The sequence below is a fragment of the Kitasatospora atroaurantiaca genome, from assembly GCF_007828955.1.
GTDB lineage: Bacteria > Actinomycetota > Actinomycetes > Streptomycetales > Streptomycetaceae > Kitasatospora > Kitasatospora atroaurantiaca.
Genome location: NZ_VIVR01000001.1, coordinates 648931 through 668890, shown reverse-complemented (window position 1 = coordinate 668890; position 19960 = coordinate 648931). Strand labels below are relative to the sequence as shown.

Here is a 19960-nt window from a genome sequence, read left to right as displayed (position 1 = left end):
CTCGGGGCCCGCCCCCGAGAACCGGCGTACATTCGAAATATCGGCGGGCAGGCGGTGTCGCATGGTCGAACTGCGGATCCAGCTTCTCGGCGGCTTCCGGGTGCAGGTGGGCCCGCGGGAGATCGCCGACGGGGAGTGGCGGCTCCGGAAGGCACGGAGCCTGGTCAAGCTTCTGGCGCTTGCGCCGGGCCACCGGCTGCTCCGGGAGCAGGTGCTGGACGCGCTGTGGCCGGATCTCGACCCGGAGGCCGGGGCCAACCAGCTGCGCAAGGTGCTCCATGAGACCCGGCGCACGCTGGATCCGGACCCGGCCGCGACCTACCGCTACCTGGAGTCCGGCGAGCAGCTGCGCCTTCGCCGCGCGGTGACCTGGGTGGACGTCGAGGCCTTCGAGGCGGCGGCGCTGCTCGCCCGGCGGACGGCCGACCCGGCGGCGTACGACCTGGCGATCGAGCTGTACGGCGGCGACCTGCTGCCGGAGGACCGGTACGCCGAGTGGGCCGTCGAGCGCGAGGAGACGCTGCGGGCCGAGTACCTCGGCCTGCTGGTCGAGCTCGGCCGGCTGCTGGAGGCGCGGGCCGAGGTCGACCGTGCGGCCGCCGCGCTGCGCAGGGCCCTGGCGGCCGACCCCTTGCACGAGGAGGCCGCCGTGGCGCTGATGCGGGTGTACGCGCTGGCCGGGCGACGGCACGAGGCCCTGCACGAGTACGACCGGCTGCGGGCCGCCCTGGAGCGTGAGTTCACTGCCGCACCGGGCCCGGCCGCCGAGCGGCTGCGCGAGCAGATCCTGACCGGCCAGGTCTTCCAGCCGGAGCTCACCGGCGACCTCTGGGAGCAGGTGGGCGATCTGCGGATGCTCTCGGGCGACACGGCCGGGGCCGCCGCCGCGTACACCTCCGCGCTGGCGGCCGCCGAGCCGGGGCCACTCGCGGTCCGGCTCCACCGCAAGGCGGCGACGGCGCACCTGGCGCACCACGACACCGAGGCCGCCGAGCGGCAGTTGCAGGAGCTCGCGACGCCGGATGACCGGGCCGTTTCGACCGACCGGGCCGAGGCCGGGCGGGTGCAGTACGTACGGGCCAACTGGCTGTGGGAGAAGGGCCGTTACGCCGAGGCGCAGCAGGCCGCCGAGGCGAGCAGGGAGGCCGCCGAGCAGTACGGCACACCGGACGACGTGGCGGCGGCGAACGAGGCGCTGGCCATCGTCCACCACATGCGCGGGGCATGGCGGGAGGGCCTGCGCAGCGAGATCGAGCGGATCGGCGCGGGCGCCGACGGGGACGAGCGGCTGGCGCGGATCTTCGACATCCACTGTTGCATCGGGGAGTACCACCTCTACGGCGACGGCCTCAACGACAGCGTCGAGGACTACGCCCGGCGCACCCTGGACCTGGCGATCACGCACGGCGCGCGCCGTGCGGAGGCGTTCGGCTGGTGCCTGCTCGGCGAGTCGCTGCTGCTCCAGGGCCGCTGGGACGAGGCACCGGGTTGCCTGGAGCGCAGCGCCCGGATCTACGAGGAACTCGGCGGCCGCTCCACGGGCCTGCCGCTGCAACGGCTCGCCGAACTCGCCGCCGGCCGAGGCGACAGCGAGGCGGCGGCGGAGCATCTGCGCCAGGGCATGGCGGCCGCGGCGATCTCCCCGCTCGCCCGGCACGCCTTCGGGCGGCTCTACGCGACCGCGGCCTTCGACGCGGTCGAGCGCGGCGAACCGGCGGAGGCGGTGCGGGCGGCACGGGCGGCCTCGGCCGCTGCCGCACGCTACGGCGAGTGCCCCAGCTGCGCGGCGCTGCTCTACCCGGTGGCCGCCGAGGCCTTCGCGGCGCTCGGCGACCGGCCGGGCGCGGCGGAGCACGCGCGGGCGGCCGAGCGGGTGGCCGGCCTGTTCCAGAGCTCGGCGTGGAGCGCGATGGCCGAGTCCGCCGCCGGGGCGCTGGCCGGGGCGCAGGGCGACCTGGCGGGGGCGCGCCGTCGCCACCTCGCTGCGGCCCAGCTGTACGGACGGGCCCGGCAGCCGTTCTGGGCGGCTCGGTCGAAGGTGCAGGCGGCGACGGCCGGTGCACTGCAGGAGACGGAACGCGAGCTGCTCGCCGAGGCCGCCGCGACCTTCGAGGCTCTGGGGGCGAAGCGGCCGCTGCGTGCGGTCGAGCTCCAACTGATCTGACGTTCTGATGTTCTGACGGAGAGGTGAGTGGCATGGCCGGGACGGTTCTTCCCCTGTCGCCCGAGACGATGACGACCGACCCGTACAACGCCCAGACGCCACCGGTCGCGCTGACCCAGCCGCTCACGCCGGTCGGCGCGTTCTTCGTACGTGACCACTTCGGCATGCCGCGTCTGGACCCGCACCGGTGGCGGCTGAGCCTGGGCGGCGCGGTGGAGGCGCCGTACGAGCTCGGGTACGACGAGCTGCTGGCCATGGGGCGGCGGGAGATCGACGTGGTGCTGGAGTGCGCGGGGAACGGCCGCAGCCGGATGACCCCGCGGCCGCCCGGACTGCCCTGGGGCGAGCGGGCGGTGGGCTGCGCCCGCTTCGGTGGCGTGCCGTTCCGCGAGTTCGCCGATCGGGCCGGGGTGGACCCTGACGTGGTGGAGTTCGTGTTCACCGGCGCGGACTCCGGCGAGGCCCACGGCCGCCAGGTCGCCTTCGAACGCAGCCTTGCGCTCGACGTCGCCCTGCACCCGGACACGCTGCTCGCCACACACATGAACGGCGAGCCGCTGGCGCCCGAACACGGCGCGCCGGTGCGACTGGTGGCCCCCGGCCAGTACGGGGTGGCCGATGTGAAGTGGCTGGTCGGGGCGCGCGCCGTCACCCGGCCGTTCACCGGCGTCTTCCAGACGGACGAGTACGTCTACGTCGACTCGAAGGGCACCCCTGACGGGCCGGTGACGACCGTCCGGGTCAAGTCGATGATCACCACGCCGGGGCCGGGCACGACCGTGCCCCGCGGCTCGGTGGTGGACGTCCACGGCTGGGCCTGGTCCGGCGGCACGCCCGTACGACGCGTCGAGGTGCAGCTGGACGACGGCGACTGGCACATCGCCACGCTCTCGCCGCCGACCGGCCCGTACGCGTGGACGGGCTGGTCCCTGCGCTGGGCCGCGAAGCACCCCGGAGACCACCGGCTGCTGGCCCGCGCCACCGACGCGGACGGCGACACCCAGCCCCTGCAGACGCCGTGGAACGCCCAGGGGTACGGGTGCAATCCGGCCGCGTCCGTGGACGTGGTGGTCCGCTGAGCCGACCCAGGGAACGGACAGGGAACGCTGACGGAGCAGGTTGGCCGACATGGACGAGTACGAGATCGGTGTCATCACCACCACCCCGCTGGGCGACACCAGCTACCTCCTGGTCAGCGGCGACGAGGCCGCGCTGGTCGATCCCCAGCGGGACTGCTGGGGGCTGCTCGAGTCCTGCGAGTCGCGGGGCGTGCGCATCCGGTACGTCCTGGAGACCCATGTGCACAACGACTACGTCTCCGGCGCCCTCGAAGTGCGGGCCTCGACGGGCGCCACGGTGGCCGGGCCGGCCCGCGCGGCGTACGCCTTCGACCACCTGCCGCTCGCCGAGGACGACGAGATCGCCGTCGGCGACGTGCTGGTCCGGGCCATGGAGACGCCCGGGCACACCGCCGAGCACACCTCGTACCTGGTCTTCGGCGACTCGCAGCTGGCGCCGAAGGCCGTGTTCACGGGCGGCAGCCTGCTGGTCGGCAGCTCGGGCCGCACCGACCTCTCGGGCGCCGACCGGACCGAGGGTCTCGCCCGGGCGCAGTACCGCTCGCTGCGGCGCCTCGCGCTGCTTCCGGACGGCACGCGGGTGCTGCCCACGCACGGCGCCGGGAGTTCCTGCGCGGCCGGCCCGGCCTCCGCCGACCGGACGACGACCGTGGGCGCCCAGCGGCACACCAACCCCGCGCTGGCGGCGGCGGACGAGGAGCAGTTCATCAGCGAGCGGCTCGTCGGGCTGCCGCCGTACCCGGCGTACTACCGGCACATGGCGCCGCTCAACCGCGCCGGGCCCCGCGTGCTGGGCGGTCCGCCGGGCATCCGGCCGCTGACTCCGGACGCGGTCGCCCGGCTGGTCGAGTACGGGGCGCTGGTCGTCGACGCGCGCGACCGCAGGTCCTTCGCCGAGGCGCACCTGCCGGGCTCGCTCTGCAACGAGCTGGACGACGGCTTCGCCACCCTGCTCGGGCAGGTCGTTCCCTTCGGAACGGCGCTGGTCCTGGTGCTGCCGGAGCCGGTCGCCGAGGCGGCGGCCGAGGCGGTGACCCAACTGCTCCGCATCGGCTACGAGGACATCGGGGGATACCTGGACGGCGGGATCGCACGATGGCTGGACAGCGGCCGCGCGCTCGGCTCGTTCCGGGCCGCCGGCGTGTCCGACCTGGTCCTGTCCGACCCACGGCCTCGCGTTCTGGACGTCCGCTTCCGGACGGAGCCCGGGACCGTCCCGGGCGCGCTGGCCATCCCGATCGACGAACTGCCCGGCCGGCTGGCCGAGATCCCCCGGGACCGCGAAGTGTGGACGGTCTGCGGACGCGGGCGGCGGGCATCCCTTGCGGCCAGTCTGCTCGATCGCGCGGGCATCCCCGTGACAGCCGTCGTCAGCGGCGGCGCACGGGATCTGATGACAGAAGTGACAGAACGGGATCTGATGACAGAAATGACAGAAGGGAGAGAGTTGTGAGTACCAACGGCTACGCACACCCGGAGACACTGGTCAGCACGGAGTGGCTGGCCGACCACCTGGGCGACGGCAGACTGCGGATCGTCGACGTGGACGAGGACACCGAGGCGTACGACAAGAGCCACATCCCCAGTTCGGTCGGCTGGAACTGGACCACCGACCTGCACACCGAGGTCGGCCGGGACTACCTCGACCGGGCGGCCCTTGAAAGGTTGCTCGGCGCGGCGGGCCTGGAGGACGACACCACCGTCGTGCTCTACGGCGGCAACAACAACTGGTTCGCGGCGTACGCGTACTGGATCCTTCGGCTGCGCGGCTTCGACAGGGTGAAGCTGCTCGACGGCGGGCGCAAGAAGTGGGAGCTCGAGAGCCGTCCGATGACCCAGGAAGTGATGGACTACCAGCACACCCACGTCACGATCGCGGGGCCGGAACGCCCGGAGATCCGCGCCCTTCGCGGCGAGGTGCTGGCGAAGGCCGGAACGGATGTGGGCATGGTCGACGTGCGGTCCCCCGAGGAGTTCCGGGGCGAGAAGCTGGCACCCCCGCACCTGCCGCAGGAGCAGGCCCAGGTGCCCGGCCACATCCCCGGCGCGGCGAACATCCCCTGGGCCCAAGCGGCCAACGACGACGGGACGTTCAAGTCGGCGGCCGAACTGCGGACCCTCTACGAGGGCAAGGGCATCACATCCGACCGCGAGGTGATCGCGTACTGCCGGATCGGTGAGCGCTCCTCGCACACCTGGTTCGCGCTGACCGAGCTGCTCGGCTACCCGGAGGTCAAGAACTACGACGGCTCCTGGACCGAGTACGGCTCACTCGTGGGCGCCCCGGTCGAGGTGGGCTGACACAGGAAGTCGGCCTGGCGGCGCTGCCGCCAGGCCGTCGCCCGTGCGCCGACCGGAGGTCAGATCGCGCGGACCAGCTCGTAGCCGCCGCCCTGCATGTCCGAGCAGAGCGCCCGGCAGCCGCCGAAGTGCTCGGCGAACTCGGGCTTGTCCTTCCATGCCTTCATGCTCGCCGGGTCCTGCCAGGACGCGAACGACACGAAGTGGTCGGGATCCTGCAGGTCGCGGATGAGCCTGGCCGACACGAAACCGTCGTTGGCCTGCTTGGTCCAGGTCAGAAACCTCGTCCAGCGGTCCACGAACTCCTCCGCCTTCCCATCGGACACCCGCCAGTTACCCGAGGCGAAGTACTTGCTCTGCTCGGTCATCGTGAACACCTCACTCATCCTCGACGCTCCGTACCTCCACCGTACGAACCCGGTGTTCCCCACGCGTTCCCGGGGATCAGTAGGTCGGGAACTCTGCCGTCTCGATGTCGTACACCCCGAGCTGGACGGTCTCGCCGAACTGGAAATCGCGGCGGGTGCTGTATCGGCGTCCTTCGGGAGTGGTGTGCGGAGCGGAGAGGACGAGCCCGGTGCCGTTACGGGGGTCGATGATCAGGTAGTGCGGGATCCCCATCGTGGGGTAGTCGCGCATCTTGCCCTCGTAGTCGTTCTCCGGGTTTGACTTGGAGACGACCTCCACCACCGCCGTCACGTCCCGCGGGTGGACGGCCTCGCCCGACTCCAGGGCGCTCTCGGGGAAGACCATGACGTCAGGGCGCCGCTTGATTCCCGACTCCGGGTCTTCGATGTCGGCTCCGCCGTGGGCGATCAACCCGGGTGTCGACTGCTCAAGTTGGCGGTCGAGGTGCTTGGCGAGCCGGTAGACGATGAGTTCGTGCAGGTTGGCCGGGCTCATCATCATGATGATCTCGTCCCCGCTGATCTCGGTCGCCCAGACGTCCTCCGGTGCGTGAGCGGCGAGCTCGTCCGCGACCGCGCGCATCCTGGCGTAGTCCATGTGCTGCCTCCTCGACGGATTCAGGTCCTGGTGAGCTGGGCCAAGCCTAGTGCGGTGAGCAGCGCCATCGGCACGGCGACGTCATTCTGTGGCGTGGAGGAATACCGGGTTGGTGAGGGCGGCCATCGGGCCCCAGGGGAGGTCGGCGCCCATGCTGTTGCCCTTGCCGGGGGTGCCGTCGGGCTTCGGGTGGCGGACCTCCGCGCGGACGTAGGTGGCGAGTGAGGCGGTGGTGCGCCAGACGACGGTGCCGGAGCCGGCCGCGGGGAGGGACTCCTGGTGCAGCTGGCCCTGGTCCGTGAGCAGGCGGACGGTGCCGCCGGGCACGCCGGCCACGGTCAGGCGGACGTCCACGGGTGCGTCCGCGGGCACGGCGAGCCGCTCGCCGATGCCCGCCCGGCGGCCGTGGCCGGTGGCGGTGAGGTCGAGCTGCACGGCGGAGGACTCGGCGATCCAGCTGCGGCCGGCACGGATCCCGTCGAGGACGCCGTCGCGGGTCAGGTCCTCGGCCAGGACCACGTTGTGCGGGGCGCCGATCACCTGCGGGACGCTGTGCGCGTCGCTGTTGCCGATGGCCGGCAGCCACCGGCGGCCGTGCCGGACGGCTGCGGCCAGCTGGGCGTCCCAGGTGTCCACCGCCGACTCGTCGTCGTACGTCCAGGGGCCGTTCCAGACCTCGACCGCGTCCGCGTCCTCGTAGCCGAACTTCCACTGGCAGCCGATGTACGGGCAGTACGGGTGCGCGGGCACCACCAGGCCGCCGCCGCGCCGCACCTGGCGGGAGAAGCGCGGGTACGCGTCGTCCCGGGACCGGTAGCGCCAGTCGATCCAGTCGCCCGGCGGCAGGCCGAGAGCGAGCCAGTGGCCGTTGCGGGTGGTGACCTCCTCGCCCGGGAGGATCAGGAGGTCGGGCCCGGCCAGGGGGCCCCAGACACCGTGCGAGGCCGAGGTGTTGTGGTCCGTCGAGACGATGAAGTCCAGCCCGGCCGTCCGGGCCCCCGCGGCGACCTCCACGGGGAGTCGGCGGCCGTCGGAGTACACCGTGTGCAGGTGGCAGTCGCCGCGGTACCAGGCGCGGCCGCGCCCGCGGGCGCGCTCCGGGGGATAGGACGGCACGAAGTCCGGGCCCGGCTCGCCGAAGCGCAGGGTCACCTCGACCCGGTAGTCCAATCCCTGGGGCGCCACCTGGTAAGGGCCGAGCACCACGTGCCAGGTGCCCGGACGCACCGGGCCGGGCAGGTAGCCGGGGGTCGCTTGCGAGCGGCTGATGGCGAACTCGCTGCGGAAGCCGCCCGACCAGCCCCGGAAGCCGGGGCCGCCGAGCCGGATACCGTGCTGGTCGAAGATCCCGATGTCGCAGGAGTTGCCCGGCGTCCCGGCCGGGACGGGCGGCCGGTCGTAGCTGTACGAGACGGCGATCTCCCGTACACCATCCGGCACTTCGACCGGCAGGTAGACGAAGTCGGCGGCGCCCGGCTGCAGACGGCCCGTCACCACGGAGGTCGCGTCCAAGTCGGCGGCAGCGGTGGGTGACACCGCCGCCAGCGTGAGCGCGGTCGCCGCGCCCGTCGCCACCCCCGCCCGGAGCAGGCTCCGGCGGTCGACCAGGTTCCGCTCCTCGGACTCACCTTGCCCGTGCTCACACATACGGCAGCCTCCCACCACCCGACAGCCGGTGCCGTACGGGACACCGGGCCGTTCCCAGGTGCCCTACCCGGCCGGGTGAACCACCGGTGAGGCGTACCCGGCCGGCACCGGTCCGCCGGCCGTCGATCGGGTGCGCCCGGGCCGCCGGATGTCAGCGGGGGCGGACCCGCGCGGCCAGGAGGGCGATGTCGTCCTCCGCGGCATGCGGGGTGAGCCCGTGGAGGACGGCGTCCAGGAGCCCGTCCAGATCTCCTGCCGTGGGCGGCCGGAGGGCGGCCAGTCTGGCGAGGGAGACGTCGATGTCCTCGTCGCGCCGCTCCACCAGGCCGTCGGTGTAGAGCAGCAGGACCTGCCCGGGAAGCAGCTCGCGGGTGCCCTGTTCGTAGCCGCCGAGGCCGGTGCCGAGGGGCGGGCCGGTGGGGACGTCGATGAGCTCGGTGGGACGGTCCGGGGCGATGAGTGCGGGCGGCAGGTGGCCGGCGCTGGAGAGGGTCCAGCGGCTGCGCGCCGGGTCGGCGAGCGCGAGCAGGCAGGTGGCGGGGCGGGCGGACTCGTCCTCGGAGATCAGGGCGTCGAGCTGGCGCAGGATCCGGTGCGGTGGGAGGTCCATGGCGGCCACGTAGCGGAGCATCGAGCGGTAGTTGCTCATGTCGACGGCCGCCTCGACGCCGTGGCCCATGACGTCCCCCATCACCAGCAGGGTGCGCCCGAACGGCAGCCTGACGGTCTCGTACCAGTCGCCGCCGACCACCGAGCTGGTGCCGGACGGGAGGTAGCGCGAGGCGAGTTCCAGGTTGGGGTGCGGGTTGCCCGGCTCCGCCAGCAGCGCGCGCTGCAGCTCCAGCGCGATGCCCTGCGACCGGGCGTAGCGGCGGGCGTTGTCGATGCTGATCGCGGCCCGCCCCGCCAGGTCCTCGATCAGGACGACCTCGTCGTCGGTGAAACCCGGGGACGATCCACGGGCCCGCGCCAGCACCATCGCGCCGATGACGTGGCCCCGCGCGGCGAGCGGCACCACGAGGACCGAGTCAATGCCCGCGGCCCGGTACGCCTCGAGGGTCCTGTGGTCCATGGCCGTCCGGCTCAGCTCGTCCTCGGACAGCAGGTTCGCGACCACCGGCCGGCCCGTTTCCAGGCTGCGCGCCACGGCGGAGCCTTCCCGGTACCGCACCGACTCGCCCGGCAGAGCGAGCCCGTCGGTGCGGAGCCGGACCTCCGGGGTGCGGGCCAGCCCGGTCCTGCGCAAGCGCGGCAGGCCGGAGTGCGTGCCGCCGCCGCTCGTACTGCCGCGGGCCGGCGCGTCGGGTGGCAGAAGGTCCACGGTCACCAGCTCGGCCAGTCTGCGGACGGCGAAGTCCGCCAGCTCGGCGCAGGTGGTGTCGATGTCGAGGGTGGTGCCGATCTGTTCGGCCGCCGCGTCGAGTATGGCCAGGCGGGCGTTGGCCTGCTCCAGGTCGTGCTGCTGTTGCTTCTGCGGCTCGGCGATGTCCAGGACGGCGGCGATGACGCCGGCCACCCGCCCGCCGATCTCCAGCCGCTGGTAGCGGGTGCGCAAGCCCGGCGATGCCGGCGTGGCGCCCGGGTGGGCCGGGCCTTCGGTGACCAGCTCGCGCGGTCGCCCGTCGTCGAGGACCCGGTGGAGGGTGCGGAGGGCGGCGGCGAACGGGGTTGCGGCGACGGGCTTGCCGATCAGGTCGGCGGGCTGCAGGCCGGTCGTCCGGGTGAAGGCGGCGTTGGCGTACTGCCAGCGCAGCTCCGTGTCGAGCAGCGCGAGGCCGACCGGGGCGAATCCGACCACCTGGCGCAGCAGGTCGGAGCTACCGGTTGCCAGGGCGGCGGCTGCCGCGTCGATCAGGGCGTCGGCGGCGGCCGGGCCCGGAACCTCCGCGTGCACCGTGTCCTCCTCACTCGCCGTACGGGACCTGCCCCATGCCCATGATCACGCCGCACCCGGCGGGCCGCACCCGGGTCGGACCACAGTGTGCCGCAGCGGACGCTGCGGCTCTCGAGCAGGGGGCGCGCCACACCCCGTCAGTCGGCCGCGAGGGCGCCGGCGGCGGGCCAGATCACGCTCTCGTCCATGTCCAGCCGCTCGGCCAGCGGGTGTCTCCACGCGGGCGGTGTGAAGGGCTCGCCCCAGTAGTCGGTGACGCGGACGGCCTCGCCGTCGATCAGCTCGGCGATCGACACGTTCCGGTACACCCGTCCGTCGCCGTAGTCCCCGCTCCACTCGACGACGAGCGTGTCACCGAGGGTGCGCCGCCTCCCGACGCCGAGACTCAGCCCGACGAAGTGCGACTCCACCTCCGCGATCCGCCCCCTCCCACGGATCAGCTCGCCGCTCTGCGGCCACTGACGCACCGCACCCTCCGCGAGCGGAACTCCGAGGATGCGCTCAAGACGGGTCTGGTACGCGGCGTCTCCCATGCCCGCACTCTAGGACCGCCCGCCGCGACGGCCACGGAGGCGGCGCCGACGGCGTCCTGATCCATCGTCAGGCTCCGGTCAGGGGCAGCTGAGGCGCGTGAGTCCGCGCTGCTACGAGCGGCGGCGCGCGAAGGTGAGGCAGTGGGATAACCACAGGGGCGCGTGGGGGCACCTCCCGGCCGAAGGCTGGGGGAGAACAGCGCGAAGCGGTAGGGCACGGGTCGTTGCTTCCGATCTCGCGCAGTTCCCCGCACCTCCCCCGTCGGCTTCCTGAGCTACGCGCCTCGGTCGGCCTCCCGGGCTGCGCGCTCCAGCCGGTTCCGATGGGCCTCCCACCATGCCGAGTCGCCGGGGGCCACGTTGTCGTCCCCGTTCCGCAGTCCCACGGTCCCGTCGACGAGTTCCCGGACGATGTCGGCGTGTCCGGCGTGCCGCTGAGTCTCGGCGATCACGTGGACGAGAATCCGGTGGAGCGTGAGTTCGGCCCGCTTTCCCCAGGGCACTTGGCCGAGCGCGTCGAGGGGGAGCGACTCGATCGTCGCGTCCGAGTGGGCCCACACGTCGCGATACAGCCCGACGATCCGGTCGCGCGTCTCGTCGGGGGTCGCCCACATGTCCGAGTTGGGCTCCGCGTCGCCTGTGATCCACAGCGCCGGCGCGGCGAAGGGCCGTCCGAAGGTTTCGCCGAAGTACACCGCCTCGGCACTGGTCACGTGCTTGACCAGTCCCAACAGGTTGGTGCCGGTCGGAGTCACGGGGCGGCGAATATCGTACTCCGACAGCCCCTCAAGCTTCCACAGCAGGGCATCGCGAGCGTCCTGCAGGTAGATGCGAAGGTCTGCTTTGTCATCCAGTCCGATCATCGGGCCAGTCTGCCGCTCGCGCGATCTCCGCGCACCGCCTTTGTCGACCGCTCGGGCATTGCCGGCCGCACTCGGCGGCGTGTGAGGCGTGGCGGCATTGCGCCATCCTCGGGGCGTGAGGCGGGCCACGGAAGATCGATGCGGCCGAAGGATCTCCTGTTTTCCGCCACATCTGCCGCAAGAATATCCATGAAAAGCTCACAAATGCAGCAGGAAGTGAAACTCCTCCTGGGGCGGTCGGAAGGTCCTTCGTCTGCGAATGGCCGGAAAGTCGGCCAACCATGAGCCCCCGCCGTTCGACTGTTACGGGCGGCATGTCCGCTCTGTAAGCATGGGATCGAGCGGATCGATCATGAAATATGCCACCGGCCAAGTCCGTGAACCAGGCCGTGTCCGAGCATTTCTGACGGTCCGCCGGTCCCAAGCGATGAACGGTTCTTCACGCGCCCCGCCACTCACGGGGCGCACAAGGGGGTACAGCTGTGTCCGAATCCACCCATGCCACCGAGCTGACGCGCCGCAGGATGCTTCAGGGGGCGGCCGTGGCGCTCACCGCCGCCGCGGGAACGGCGGTGCTCGGCCTGACCGGGCCCGCGAACGGGCCCGCCTCGGCGGCCGGGCTCGGCGCGTCCGACGAGTTCGACGAGGCCTACCGGGGCCGCCGTATCCAGGGCCGGCCCGCCCATGGCGCCGGCGGCGAGCACCACCACGGCGGCGGCTACACGGTGCTCATCGACGGCGAGCCGCTGCACATGATGCGCAATGCCGACGGCACCTGGATCAGCGTCGTCAACCATTACCAGACCTTCTCCACCCCGCGCGCGCTCGCCCGCGCCGCGGTGAACGAGCTGCAGGGCGCCGCGCTCGTCCCGATCGCCTGAGAGTCCGAACCACCCACCCAGCCGCACCACTTCACGAGAGGGACTCATGGCAGTCCGCAAGAACCAGGCGACCCTGACGGCCAAGGAGAAGCGGGACTTCGTCAACGCCGTCCTTGAGCTCAAGCGCACCGGCCGTTACGACGCGTTCGTCAGCACCCACAACTCCTTCATCGTCGGCGACACCGACAACGGCGAGCGGACCGGGCACCGTTCGCCGTCCTTCCTGCCCTGGCACCGCAAGTTCCTGCTCCAGTTCGAGCAGGCCCTGCAGAGCATCGACCCCAACGTCACGCTGCCCTACTGGGACTGGACGGCCGACCGTACGCCGGCCTCCTCCCTCTGGGGCGCCGACTTCCTGGGCGGCAACGGCCGCAGCAGCGACGGCCAGGTGACCACCGGCGCCTTCGCCTTCTCCGGCGGCAAGTGGACGCTCGGTGTACGCCCCGACAGTCGCTCCTACCTGCGCCGCGCCCTCGGGAGCGCGGTCGCCTCGCTGCCGACGCGGGCGGAGGCCGAGTCCGTACTGGCGATATCCACCTACGACGCCGCGCCGTGGAACAGCTCCTCCGAGGGCTTCCGCAACAACCTGGAGGGCTGGCGGGGCGTCAACCTGCACAACCGGGTGCACGTCTGGGTAGGCGGTCACATGATGACCGGCATGTCGCCCAACGACCCGGTCTTCTGGCTGCACCACTGCTTCATCGACAAGCTGTGGGCCGAGTGGCAGCGCCGCCACCCCGGACAGGGTTACCTCCCCACCGGCGGAACGGCCAACGTGGTCGACCTCAACGACACGATGAAGCCGTGGAACGACACCACCCCGGCGGACATGCTCGACCACACCCGCCTCTACACCTACGACACCGGCTTCTGACACGCCGGTGCCCCCGGCTCCCGACACTCGGGGACCGGGGGCACCCGGGGTGGTCAGATGACGGTCTCGGCCTCGATGTACCGCTCGGCGGGGACGGTCTTCAGGTCGGCGACCGCCTCGGCCAGCGGCACCAGGTTGATCGCGGTGCCCTGGAGGGCGGTGATGTGCCCGAAGGCGCCCTTGTGGACGGCCTCCACGGCGTGCCAGCCGAAGCGGGTGGCGAGCACCCGGTCGTACGCGGTGGGGGTGCCGCCGCGCTGGGTGTGGCCGAGGATGACCGGCTTGGCCTCCTTGCCCAGGCGGTGCTCCAGCTCTCGGGAGAGCTGGTTGGCGACACCGGTGAAGCGCTCGTGGCCGTAGATGTCCTTGACGCCCTCCTCCCAGTGCATGGTGCCGGGCTCGGGCTTGGCGCCCTCGGCGCAGACCACGATGGCGAACTTCTTCTGGCGGTCGAAGCGCTCGCGGACGACCGCCGTGAGCTTCTCGATGTGGAAGGGCCGCTCCGGCACCACGATCGCGTGGGCACCGGCGGCCATGCCCGCGTGCAGGGCGATCCAGCCGGTGTGGCGGCCCATCAGCTCGACCACCATGACCCGCTGGTGCGACTCGGCGGTGGTCTTGAGGCGGTCCAGGGCCTCGGTGGCCACCGAGACGGCGGTGTCGAAGCCGAAGGTGACGTCGGTGCAGGCGATGTCGTTGTCGATGGTCTTCGGGACGCCGACCACCGGCAGGCCCGCGTCGCTCATCAGCTTGGCGGCCTTCAGGGTGCCCTCGCCGCCGATCGGGATGACCGCGTCGATGCCCAGGTCCCGGCAGTACTGCTTGGCCCGTTCGACGCCGTCCCGCAGGTGGCTCGGCTGGACCCGCGAGGAGCCCAGGATGGTGCCGCCCTGAGCGAGGATGCCGCTCACCGAGTCAAGGGTCAGGGGGCGGTGCACGCCCTCCAGAAGTCCGCGCCAGCCGTCCTGGAAACCGATGATCTCGTCGCCGTGGTCGACCACCCCCCGGTGGACCACGGAACGGATCACGGCGTTCAGGCCGGGGCAGTCACCGCCGCTGGTCAGCACACCAATACGCATTGCTTTGCAACTCCCGAGCAGAACCGGACGGCCGGACTTCTGGCGTGAATCGGACAAAACTCGTCAGATCGGGCCATTGAGCAGCATACGGCTCCTGCGTCCGGCCGGGCAGGCGCCGACGCGGGGGCGGCGTCGTCGGCGCACCCGCGCGGAACTGCGGCTGGACGCCGAGGAGGGTGTGCGTCCAGCTTCGCTATTGTCGTACGAATTCATGCTCCCGGACACCGGCTGACCGCGATGCGGTCAGCCGGGCCCGTCGGCGCCGGATCAGGCGGGCTGGCGGGTCGCCGCGATCCGCTCGGCGCGCAGTGCGTCGTACCAGGTGGTGTCGGCCGGCGGCAGGGCGTTCACGTCGAGCGCCAGCTTGATCAGCATGTCGGCGACGGCGGGGTTGCGGGCCATCACCGGGCCGTGCAGGTAGGTGCCGAAGACGGTGTCCCGCCAGGCGCCCTCGGTGCCGTCCCCGGTGCCGTTGCCCCGGCCGACCTGGACGTTCGCCAGCGGCGAGACTCCCTGGCCGAGGTGGGTGACGCCCTGGTGGTTCTCGAAGCCGGTCAGCTGCGGCAGGCCCAGGCGCTGGTCGGTCTCGGCCAGCACGTCGCCGACACAGCGGGCACCCTCGCCGCGGGTGGTCCACACGTCCAGCAGACCCAGACCCGGCTCGCGCTCGCCCAGGTCGTTGATGAACTCGTGGCCGAGGATCTGGTAGCCGGCGCAGACCGAGAAGATGATCGCGCCGTTCTCCGCGGCCCGCACCAGGCCGCTGTCGGCCCGCAGCCGCTCGGCCGCGAGCCGCTGCGGACGGTCCTCACCGCCGCCGATCAGGTAGATGTCACCGCTGGTGGGCACCGACTGGTCGGAGCGGACGTCGATCCTGGTGACCCCGAGCCCGCGCTGGCGGGCCCGGCGCTCGACGACCAGGGCGTTGCCGCGGTCGCCGTAGGTGCTGAGCAGGTCCGGGTAGACCCACACCAGGCGCAGGCTGCTCTCACTCATCCTCGAAGGCCTTCCGTACTGCTGCGGCTCGCTCGGGTAGGACATCAGTTGGCCACGGCCTTCCGCAGCTGCTGGAAGGCGGTGTAGTTGGCGATCGCCTCGATCCGCCCGGGCGGCGCCATCCGGACGGCCTGCTCCAGCGTGTCCACCACGTGGAACTGCAGCCCGGCGACCTCAAGGCGGACGGCCAGGTCCAGCTTGCGCTGGCCCATCACGAAGATCGGGTGGCCGGCCAGGCGCTCGTAGTCGACGTCCCAGAGCCAGGAGGTGTCGGTGCCGTCGGCGTCCAGCGCGTTCACCGAGAGGATCACCGGCGCCGGCGGCTGGTCGATCAGCGAGAAGGTCTCCAGCCAGCCGGCCGGGTTCTTCGCGAGCAGCAGACGGACGTCGCGGCCCTGGTACGAGACCACGTCGTAGCGGCCCGCCACCGCCGTCACCGTCTGCATCCGCTGCAGGGCGACCTGCGGGGCCACGCCGAAGACGGCGGCCACGGCGGCCGAGCTGGTGGCGTTGGCGAGGTTGGCGCGGCCCGGCAGCTGCAGCTGGATCGGCCAGGCGCCGCGCTGCGGGTCGATGACATGGGTGCCCTGGAGCGCCCAGTGCGGCTGCGGACGGCGGAAGCCGCAGTCCTGGCAGAACCAGTCGTCCCCGGGGCGCTGCATCACGCCGCCGCAGGACGGGCAGGACCAGGCGTCCTCCTTCCACGCCTGTCCGGCGGCCACCCAGACCACCTTCCGGCAGGAGGAGGCGGCCCAGGTCACCAGCGGGTCGTCCGCGTTGGCGATGATCACCGCGTCGGTGTCCTTGAGGCCCTCGCGCCACTTCTCGGCCATCATGCGGGTCTCGGCGGCGCGGTCCAGCTGGTCGCGCGAGAGGTTCAGCAGCGCTATGGCCTTCGGACGGGTGTCGCGGGCGACCCCGGCCAGGTACTTCTCGTCGACCTCGATCACGCCGAACTTGGCGTCCGAGCCGCCCGCCAGCGCGGCTGTGATGCCGGCGGGCATGTTGGCACCGAGGGCGTTGGACACCACGGGGCCGGCGGCGCGCAGCGCCTCGGCGATCAGCCGGGTGGTGGTGGTCTTGCCGTTGGTCGCGCTGACCAGGACCACGTCGAGGTGCTCGGCCAGGGTGGCGAGCAGGTCGGGGTCGAGCTTGAGGGCGACCTTGCCGCCGATCACCGAGCCACTGCCGCGGCCCGCCTTCTGCGAGAGGGCTGCGGCCATCCGGCCGGCCGTCACAGCGATCTTGGCGCGCGCGGGCAGCGAGGCGTCGCGTACGGCCGCGGCTTCCGAATCGGTGCCTGGCATGCTCAGTGGTTCCTCCTTGCTGCGGCACCACCCTTGGGTCGTGCGGAGACCGTCGGGCGGCGGGGACGGGGCCAGCCTACCTACTCCGGCCCCCGGCACCGAGCGCCGGACCCCGTACGGCCTGTGACGGACTCTCGGGACGGGGTACCCGACAGGGGCGCGGGGAACTGCGCGAAACGGAAGACTTCGTGCCGCACCGACTTACGGAGAGCACCTTGCACCGCCCGGATCAGGTAGGAGGTGCAACGTGCTCTTCGGGAAGTCGGCTCAGGGTGGACGTCTTCCGGTTTCGCGCAGTTCCCCGCGCCCCTATGGGCTCGCCCGAAGCCCGGAGGGCCTCAGCGGCCGGGGCCGGTGGGCCAGGGGGTGGGGAGCTGTTCGGTGGCCTCGGCGAGGTGGGCGGTGATCACCAGAGTGCCGTCCTCGACCTGGTAGTCGAGCGGGGCCGCCAGCCGCCGCATGGTGGAGATCAGCCCGGTGTTGGAGGCGTGGGTGACGGCGTACACCGTCTGCACGCCGGCCTCCAGCGCGAGCGCCGCCATCCGCCGCAGCAGGTCGAACCCGAGCCCCCGCCGCTGCCACGCGTCCTCGACCAGCAGCGCCACCTCCGCGCTGTCGTCGTCCCACATCAGGTGCGCCAGCGCGACGACCCGCCCGTCCGAGGCCTCGACCGCGAGCGTCTGGCCGTGCCGGGGGTCGAGCAGGTGGTCCAGGTACTTGTCGGCGTCCTTGACCGGTCCGTGGTAGCGCTTGCGGAGCGCGTCGGGGGAGCAGCGGGCGTGCATTTCCAGCGCCGCGCCCTTGTCGTCCGCGTCCGCCCGGCGCACCGTGAGGTCGGCCCCGGTCGGCTGGCTCAGCCGGGCCTCGACCTTGGGGACGCGCGGCCCGAGCAGCGTGTCCAGCTCGACCAGCGCCTTCGCGCGGGCGAACTCGGTCGGGGTGAACGGCAGGTGCGGCCGGCTCAGCTCGATCAGGTCGCCGGACGGGGCCGCCAGCCGCATCACATGACCGTCCACACCGGTGGCGGCCCGCTGCCCGCCGCCCGGGAACTGCCGGATGGTGCAGCGGCCGAAGAGCTGGCGCAGGGCGACCGGCAGCTCGGCGGCGTCGAGCGCCGTCCGGGTGGCGAGGGCGAGGACATGCGTCGGTACGTCGACCAGGTCGTGCGCGTCGGCGGGGTCGGTCCAGATGTCGTGGCCCCCGGCGGCGGCCACCGTACGGGCCAGCTCGGCCCGGGTGAGAGTGAGCGGCGCGCGGACCAGGAACTCGTCCACCGTGCCGGTCGGCAGCGGGTGGGCCTGCATCGAGATGATGTTGATCCGCAGCTCCGCGAAGGCCGTGCAGACCCGCGCCAGACTGCCGGGGGAGTCCGAGACGGTGGTCCGGACCCGCCACAGCGCGGTCTGCTCGAAGCTGTCCAGCGGCCCGGTCACCGCGGGCTCGCCGGGCGGTGCGGCCGGATCGGGCGCGGGAGGCCCGTGTGGATGGCGATGTGCCCACCAGGCGTGGAACAGAGCCGTGGCGAGCAGCGCGGCCGCCGAGGCGGCCAGTACCACCGGGCCGTCGTGGCCGTGCACGACCACGTTGGCGACCAGGTCGGCCGCGGCGACGGCCAGGAACACCGCGGCGAGCTCGACGGTGTCTCTGCGCCACCGGTGCAGCCGGGCGCTGCGCCGCTGGGCGCGTGAGGGGTTGGCGGGCTGGGTGTGTACCGACGTGTCCATGGGAACATCGTGTCCCCCGGGTGTTTCACGATCACGAATCCTCCGTGACCTGTTGGTTAATGTCTCAGAATGGCATCCGAACGATTACCGGAGGATCAGCGCCCGCCCCGACGCTCCGTCAGCTCGGCCCCGGCGGCACGCACTTCCGCCAGCAGAAGCTCCAGGTCGGCCTCGGTGGTGGCGGCATTCAGAAGGCAGGCCCGCAGCATTTCGCGTCCGTCCAGCAGTGCCCCGGTGACAAACACGCGGCCGCGCAGCTGTACCTCCACCGGCAGTTCCTTGTTGATCGCGTTCACGACATTTTCGTCCGCACCGGCCGGCTTGTAGCGGAACGCGACGATCGAGGTCCGTACGGGCGCGAGCAGCTCCAGCTCCGGGTCGGCCTCGACCAGCTCACCGAGCCGCCGGGCCAGCGCCGTGCAGCGCGCGATGTCGGCGGCGATGCCGTCCCGGCCCCGGTGCGCGATGGTGGCCCAGACCTTGAGGGAGCGGAACGGGCGGGTCTGCTCCATCCCGTACTCGGAGAACCAGCCCAGCGCACCCGCCGCCTCGTCGCGCAGGTACGAGGGCACCAGGCTGAAGGTCCCGCGCAGCTCCTCGGTGTCGCGGACCAGGGCACAGCCGCAGTCGACCGGCACCCCGAGCCACTTGTGCGGGTCCAGCGCCAGCGAGTCGGCGCGGTCCATCCCGGCGTACTGGCCGGCGATGCTCGCGTCGAGGACGCCGAAGGCGCCGTACGCGCCGTCCACGTGCAGCCACAGCTGCTCCGCCGCGCACAGGTCGGCGATCGGCTCGAAGGCGTCCACCGCACCGGTGCCGACCGTGCCGGCCGAGGCGACCACCAGGAAGGGCAGCAGCCCGGCGGCGCGGTCCTCGGCGACGGCCGTGGCCAGCGCGGTGACGTCCAGCCGGCCGTCGGAGTCGGTGGCGACCGTGCGAAGGTGCCTGCTGCCCAGGCCCAGCAGCTCGACGGCCTTGCGGACGCAGGAGTGGGTCTCCCCGGTGGCGTACGCGATCAGCGGGGGCATGCCCGCCAGGCCGTCCTGGCGCACGTCCCGGCCGGCGCGCCGGGCGGCGCGGTTACGGGCGGCGGCCAGGCAGAGGATGGTCGCCATCGAGGTGCCGGAGGTGAGGATGCCGCCGCCGGCCGGGTGCGGGAAGCCGACCAGCTCGGCGATCCAGCGGACCACCGCCCGCTCCAGGTGGACGTCGGCATGGTCGCCGCCGGCCGAGCTGGGGTTCATCGCGGAGGCGGCCAGGGTGGCCAGCACGCCGGCCGGGGCCGGGGCGGAGTTGACCCAGCCGAAGAACCGGGGGTTGCCGTTGCCCATCGGAGCGGGCATCACCTGAGTGCCGATCACCTCCAGCAGCCCGGTGAGCGGCAGGCCCTCGGCGGGCAGCGGTGCCGTCAGCAGGGCCTGCCGCGCGGCGGGGTCCATCGGCTGCCAGACCGGCCGCCCCGGCAGCGCGTCGAGGTAGTCGGAGACCAGCTCGGCGGCCGCCCGGGCGGCGGTGCGGAAGTCGTCGGCGGAGGTGTCGCTCATGGTGCTGCTCCAGCGGAAGGGCCTGGGGCGCGGCATCCTCGGCGCACCTGACTGCGACGATCATATGGG

Annotated in this window: 17 protein-coding genes; 6 read left to right on the top strand and 11 right to left on the bottom strand. The window is 72.4% G+C overall.

Annotation, left to right across the window (positions count from 1 at the left end; translation table 11 throughout):
• Positions 1 to 61: 61 nt before the first annotated feature.
• From FB465_RS03065 to FB465_RS03050, 4 genes are read left to right on the top strand one after another with little or no spacing between them, the layout of a single operon-like run.
• Positions 62 to 2164 carry an ATP-binding protein gene (locus FB465_RS03065; RefSeq protein ID WP_145787381.1) on the top strand — a complete coding sequence of 701 codons (2103 nt, stop codon included), beginning with the start codon at positions 62 to 64 and terminating at the stop codon, positions 2162 to 2164.
• Between the two features lie 32 nt (positions 2165 to 2196).
• The gene (locus FB465_RS03060) at positions 2197 to 3243 is read left to right on the top strand and encodes a sulfite oxidase (RefSeq protein WP_145787379.1); all 1047 of its coding nucleotides are present in this window, start codon (positions 2197 to 2199) and stop codon (positions 3241 to 3243) included.
• 49 nt (positions 3244 to 3292) lie between these two features.
• Complete coding sequence (locus FB465_RS36580; protein WP_145787378.1) at positions 3293 to 4696, top strand: MBL fold metallo-hydrolase; 1404 nt, start codon at positions 3293 to 3295, stop codon at positions 4694 to 4696.
• Positions 4693 to 5544: a sulfurtransferase gene (locus tag FB465_RS03050; protein WP_246192471.1), complete on the top strand. Its 852-nt coding sequence runs from the start codon at positions 4693 to 4695 to the stop codon at positions 5542 to 5544. Before FB465_RS36580 ends, FB465_RS03050 begins: the two co-directional genes overlap by 4 nt.
• A gap of 59 nt (positions 5545 to 5603) precedes the next feature.
• Here the strand turns inward: FB465_RS03050 and FB465_RS03045 are convergent, their stop codons facing one another.
• The 6 genes from FB465_RS03045 to FB465_RS03020 form a co-directional block, all read right to left on the bottom strand.
• Positions 5604 to 5930, bottom strand: a complete 327-nt coding sequence (locus FB465_RS03045; RefSeq protein ID WP_145787374.1) for an antibiotic biosynthesis monooxygenase family protein — start codon at positions 5928 to 5930, stop codon at positions 5604 to 5606.
• 58 nt (positions 5931 to 5988) lie between these two features.
• A complete protein-coding gene (locus FB465_RS03040) occupies positions 5989 to 6549 on the bottom strand; it encodes a Uma2 family endonuclease (protein ID WP_145787372.1) in 561 nt (186 codons plus the stop codon).
• Positions 6550 to 6630: 81 nt separating this feature from the next.
• On the bottom strand, positions 6631 to 8196 hold the full coding sequence (locus tag FB465_RS03035) for a CehA/McbA family metallohydrolase (protein ID WP_145787370.1): 1566 nt from the start codon (positions 8194 to 8196) through the stop codon (positions 6631 to 6633).
• Positions 8197 to 8347: 151 nt separating this feature from the next.
• Positions 8348 to 10090, bottom strand: coding sequence for a SpoIIE family protein phosphatase (locus tag FB465_RS03030; RefSeq protein ID WP_145787368.1), 1743 nt, complete (start codon positions 10088 to 10090; stop codon positions 8348 to 8350).
• A 137-nt stretch (positions 10091 to 10227) separates the two neighbouring features.
• Positions 10228 to 10623 (bottom strand): nuclear transport factor 2 family protein, encoded by a 396-nt coding sequence (locus FB465_RS03025; RefSeq protein ID WP_145787366.1) that lies wholly within the window; start codon positions 10621 to 10623, stop codon positions 10228 to 10230.
• 275 nt (positions 10624 to 10898) lie between these two features.
• Complete coding sequence (locus FB465_RS03020) at positions 10899 to 11486, bottom strand: DinB family protein (RefSeq protein ID WP_145787364.1); 588 nt, start codon at positions 11484 to 11486, stop codon at positions 10899 to 10901.
• A gap of 482 nt (positions 11487 to 11968) precedes the next feature.
• On the opposite strand from FB465_RS03020, the gene melC1 reads away from it, so the two are divergent.
• Complete coding sequence (gene melC1, locus FB465_RS03015) at positions 11969 to 12367, top strand: apotyrosinase chaperone MelC1 (protein ID WP_425461119.1); 399 nt, start codon at positions 11969 to 11971, stop codon at positions 12365 to 12367.
• A gap of 46 nt (positions 12368 to 12413) precedes the next feature.
• On the top strand, positions 12414 to 13241 hold the full coding sequence (melC2, locus tag FB465_RS03010) for a tyrosinase MelC2 (protein ID WP_145787362.1): 828 nt from the start codon (positions 12414 to 12416) through the stop codon (positions 13239 to 13241).
• Between the two features lie 53 nt (positions 13242 to 13294).
• Here melC2 and FB465_RS03005 read toward each other — a convergent pair whose 3' ends face one another.
• The 5 genes from FB465_RS03005 to FB465_RS02985 form a co-directional block, all read right to left on the bottom strand.
• The gene (locus FB465_RS03005) at positions 13295 to 14320 is read right to left on the bottom strand and encodes a 6-phosphofructokinase (protein WP_145787360.1); all 1026 of its coding nucleotides are present in this window, start codon (positions 14318 to 14320) and stop codon (positions 13295 to 13297) included.
• 267 nt (positions 14321 to 14587) lie between these two features.
• Positions 14588 to 15316 (bottom strand): type 1 glutamine amidotransferase, encoded by a 729-nt coding sequence (locus FB465_RS03000; RefSeq protein ID WP_145787358.1) that lies wholly within the window; start codon positions 15314 to 15316, stop codon positions 14588 to 14590.
• 44 nt (positions 15317 to 15360) lie between these two features.
• Positions 15361 to 16623, bottom strand: a complete 1263-nt coding sequence (locus FB465_RS02995) for a MurT ligase domain-containing protein (protein WP_145787356.1) — start codon at positions 16621 to 16623, stop codon at positions 15361 to 15363.
• A gap of 338 nt (positions 16624 to 16961) precedes the next feature.
• Entirely contained in the window at positions 16962 to 18347 is a 1386-nt protein-coding gene (locus FB465_RS02990; protein WP_145787354.1) for a GNAT family N-acetyltransferase, read from the bottom strand.
• A 95-nt stretch (positions 18348 to 18442) separates the two neighbouring features.
• Positions 18443 to 19891 carry a pyridoxal phosphate-dependent decarboxylase family protein gene (locus tag FB465_RS02985; protein WP_246192470.1) on the bottom strand — a complete coding sequence of 483 codons (1449 nt, stop codon included), beginning with the start codon at positions 19889 to 19891 and terminating at the stop codon, positions 18443 to 18445.
• Positions 19892 to 19960 lie beyond the last annotated feature (69 nt).

Excerpts from the sequence above, each read along its gene's own strand:
- FB465_RS03065 (WP_145787381.1), top strand. The coding sequence starts at position 62 with ATGGTCGAACTGCGGATCCAGCTTCTCGGCGGCTTCCGGGTGCAGGTG.
- FB465_RS03060 (WP_145787379.1), top strand. The coding sequence starts at position 2,197 with ATGGCCGGGACGGTTCTTCCCCTGTCGCCCGAGACGATGACGACCGAC.
- FB465_RS36580 (WP_145787378.1), top strand. The coding sequence starts at position 3,293 with ATGGACGAGTACGAGATCGGTGTCATCACCACCACCCCGCTGGGCGAC.
- FB465_RS03045 (WP_145787374.1), bottom strand. The coding sequence starts at position 5,930 with ATGAGTGAGGTGTTCACGATGACCGAGCAGAGCAAGTACTTCGCCTCG.
- FB465_RS03040 (WP_145787372.1), bottom strand. The coding sequence starts at position 6,549 with ATGGACTACGCCAGGATGCGCGCGGTCGCGGACGAGCTCGCCGCTCAC.
- FB465_RS03035 (WP_145787370.1), bottom strand. The coding sequence starts at position 8,196 with ATGTGTGAGCACGGGCAAGGTGAGTCCGAGGAGCGGAACCTGGTCGAC.
- FB465_RS03025 (WP_145787366.1), bottom strand. The coding sequence starts at position 10,623 with ATGGGAGACGCCGCGTACCAGACCCGTCTTGAGCGCATCCTCGGAGTT.
- FB465_RS03020 (WP_145787364.1), bottom strand. The coding sequence starts at position 11,486 with ATGATCGGACTGGATGACAAAGCAGACCTTCGCATCTACCTGCAGGAC.
- melC2 (WP_145787362.1), top strand. The coding sequence starts at position 12,414 with ATGGCAGTCCGCAAGAACCAGGCGACCCTGACGGCCAAGGAGAAGCGG.
- FB465_RS03005 (WP_145787360.1), bottom strand. The coding sequence starts at position 14,320 with ATGCGTATTGGTGTGCTGACCAGCGGCGGTGACTGCCCCGGCCTGAAC.
- FB465_RS03000 (WP_145787358.1), bottom strand. The coding sequence starts at position 15,316 with ATGAGTGAGAGCAGCCTGCGCCTGGTGTGGGTCTACCCGGACCTGCTC.
- FB465_RS02995 (WP_145787356.1), bottom strand. The coding sequence starts at position 16,623 with ATGCCAGGCACCGATTCGGAAGCCGCGGCCGTACGCGACGCCTCGCTG.
- FB465_RS02990 (WP_145787354.1), bottom strand. The coding sequence starts at position 18,347 with ATGGACACGTCGGTACACACCCAGCCCGCCAACCCCTCACGCGCCCAG.
- FB465_RS02985 (WP_246192470.1), bottom strand. The coding sequence starts at position 19,891 with ATGAGCGACACCTCCGCCGACGACTTCCGCACCGCCGCCCGGGCGGCC.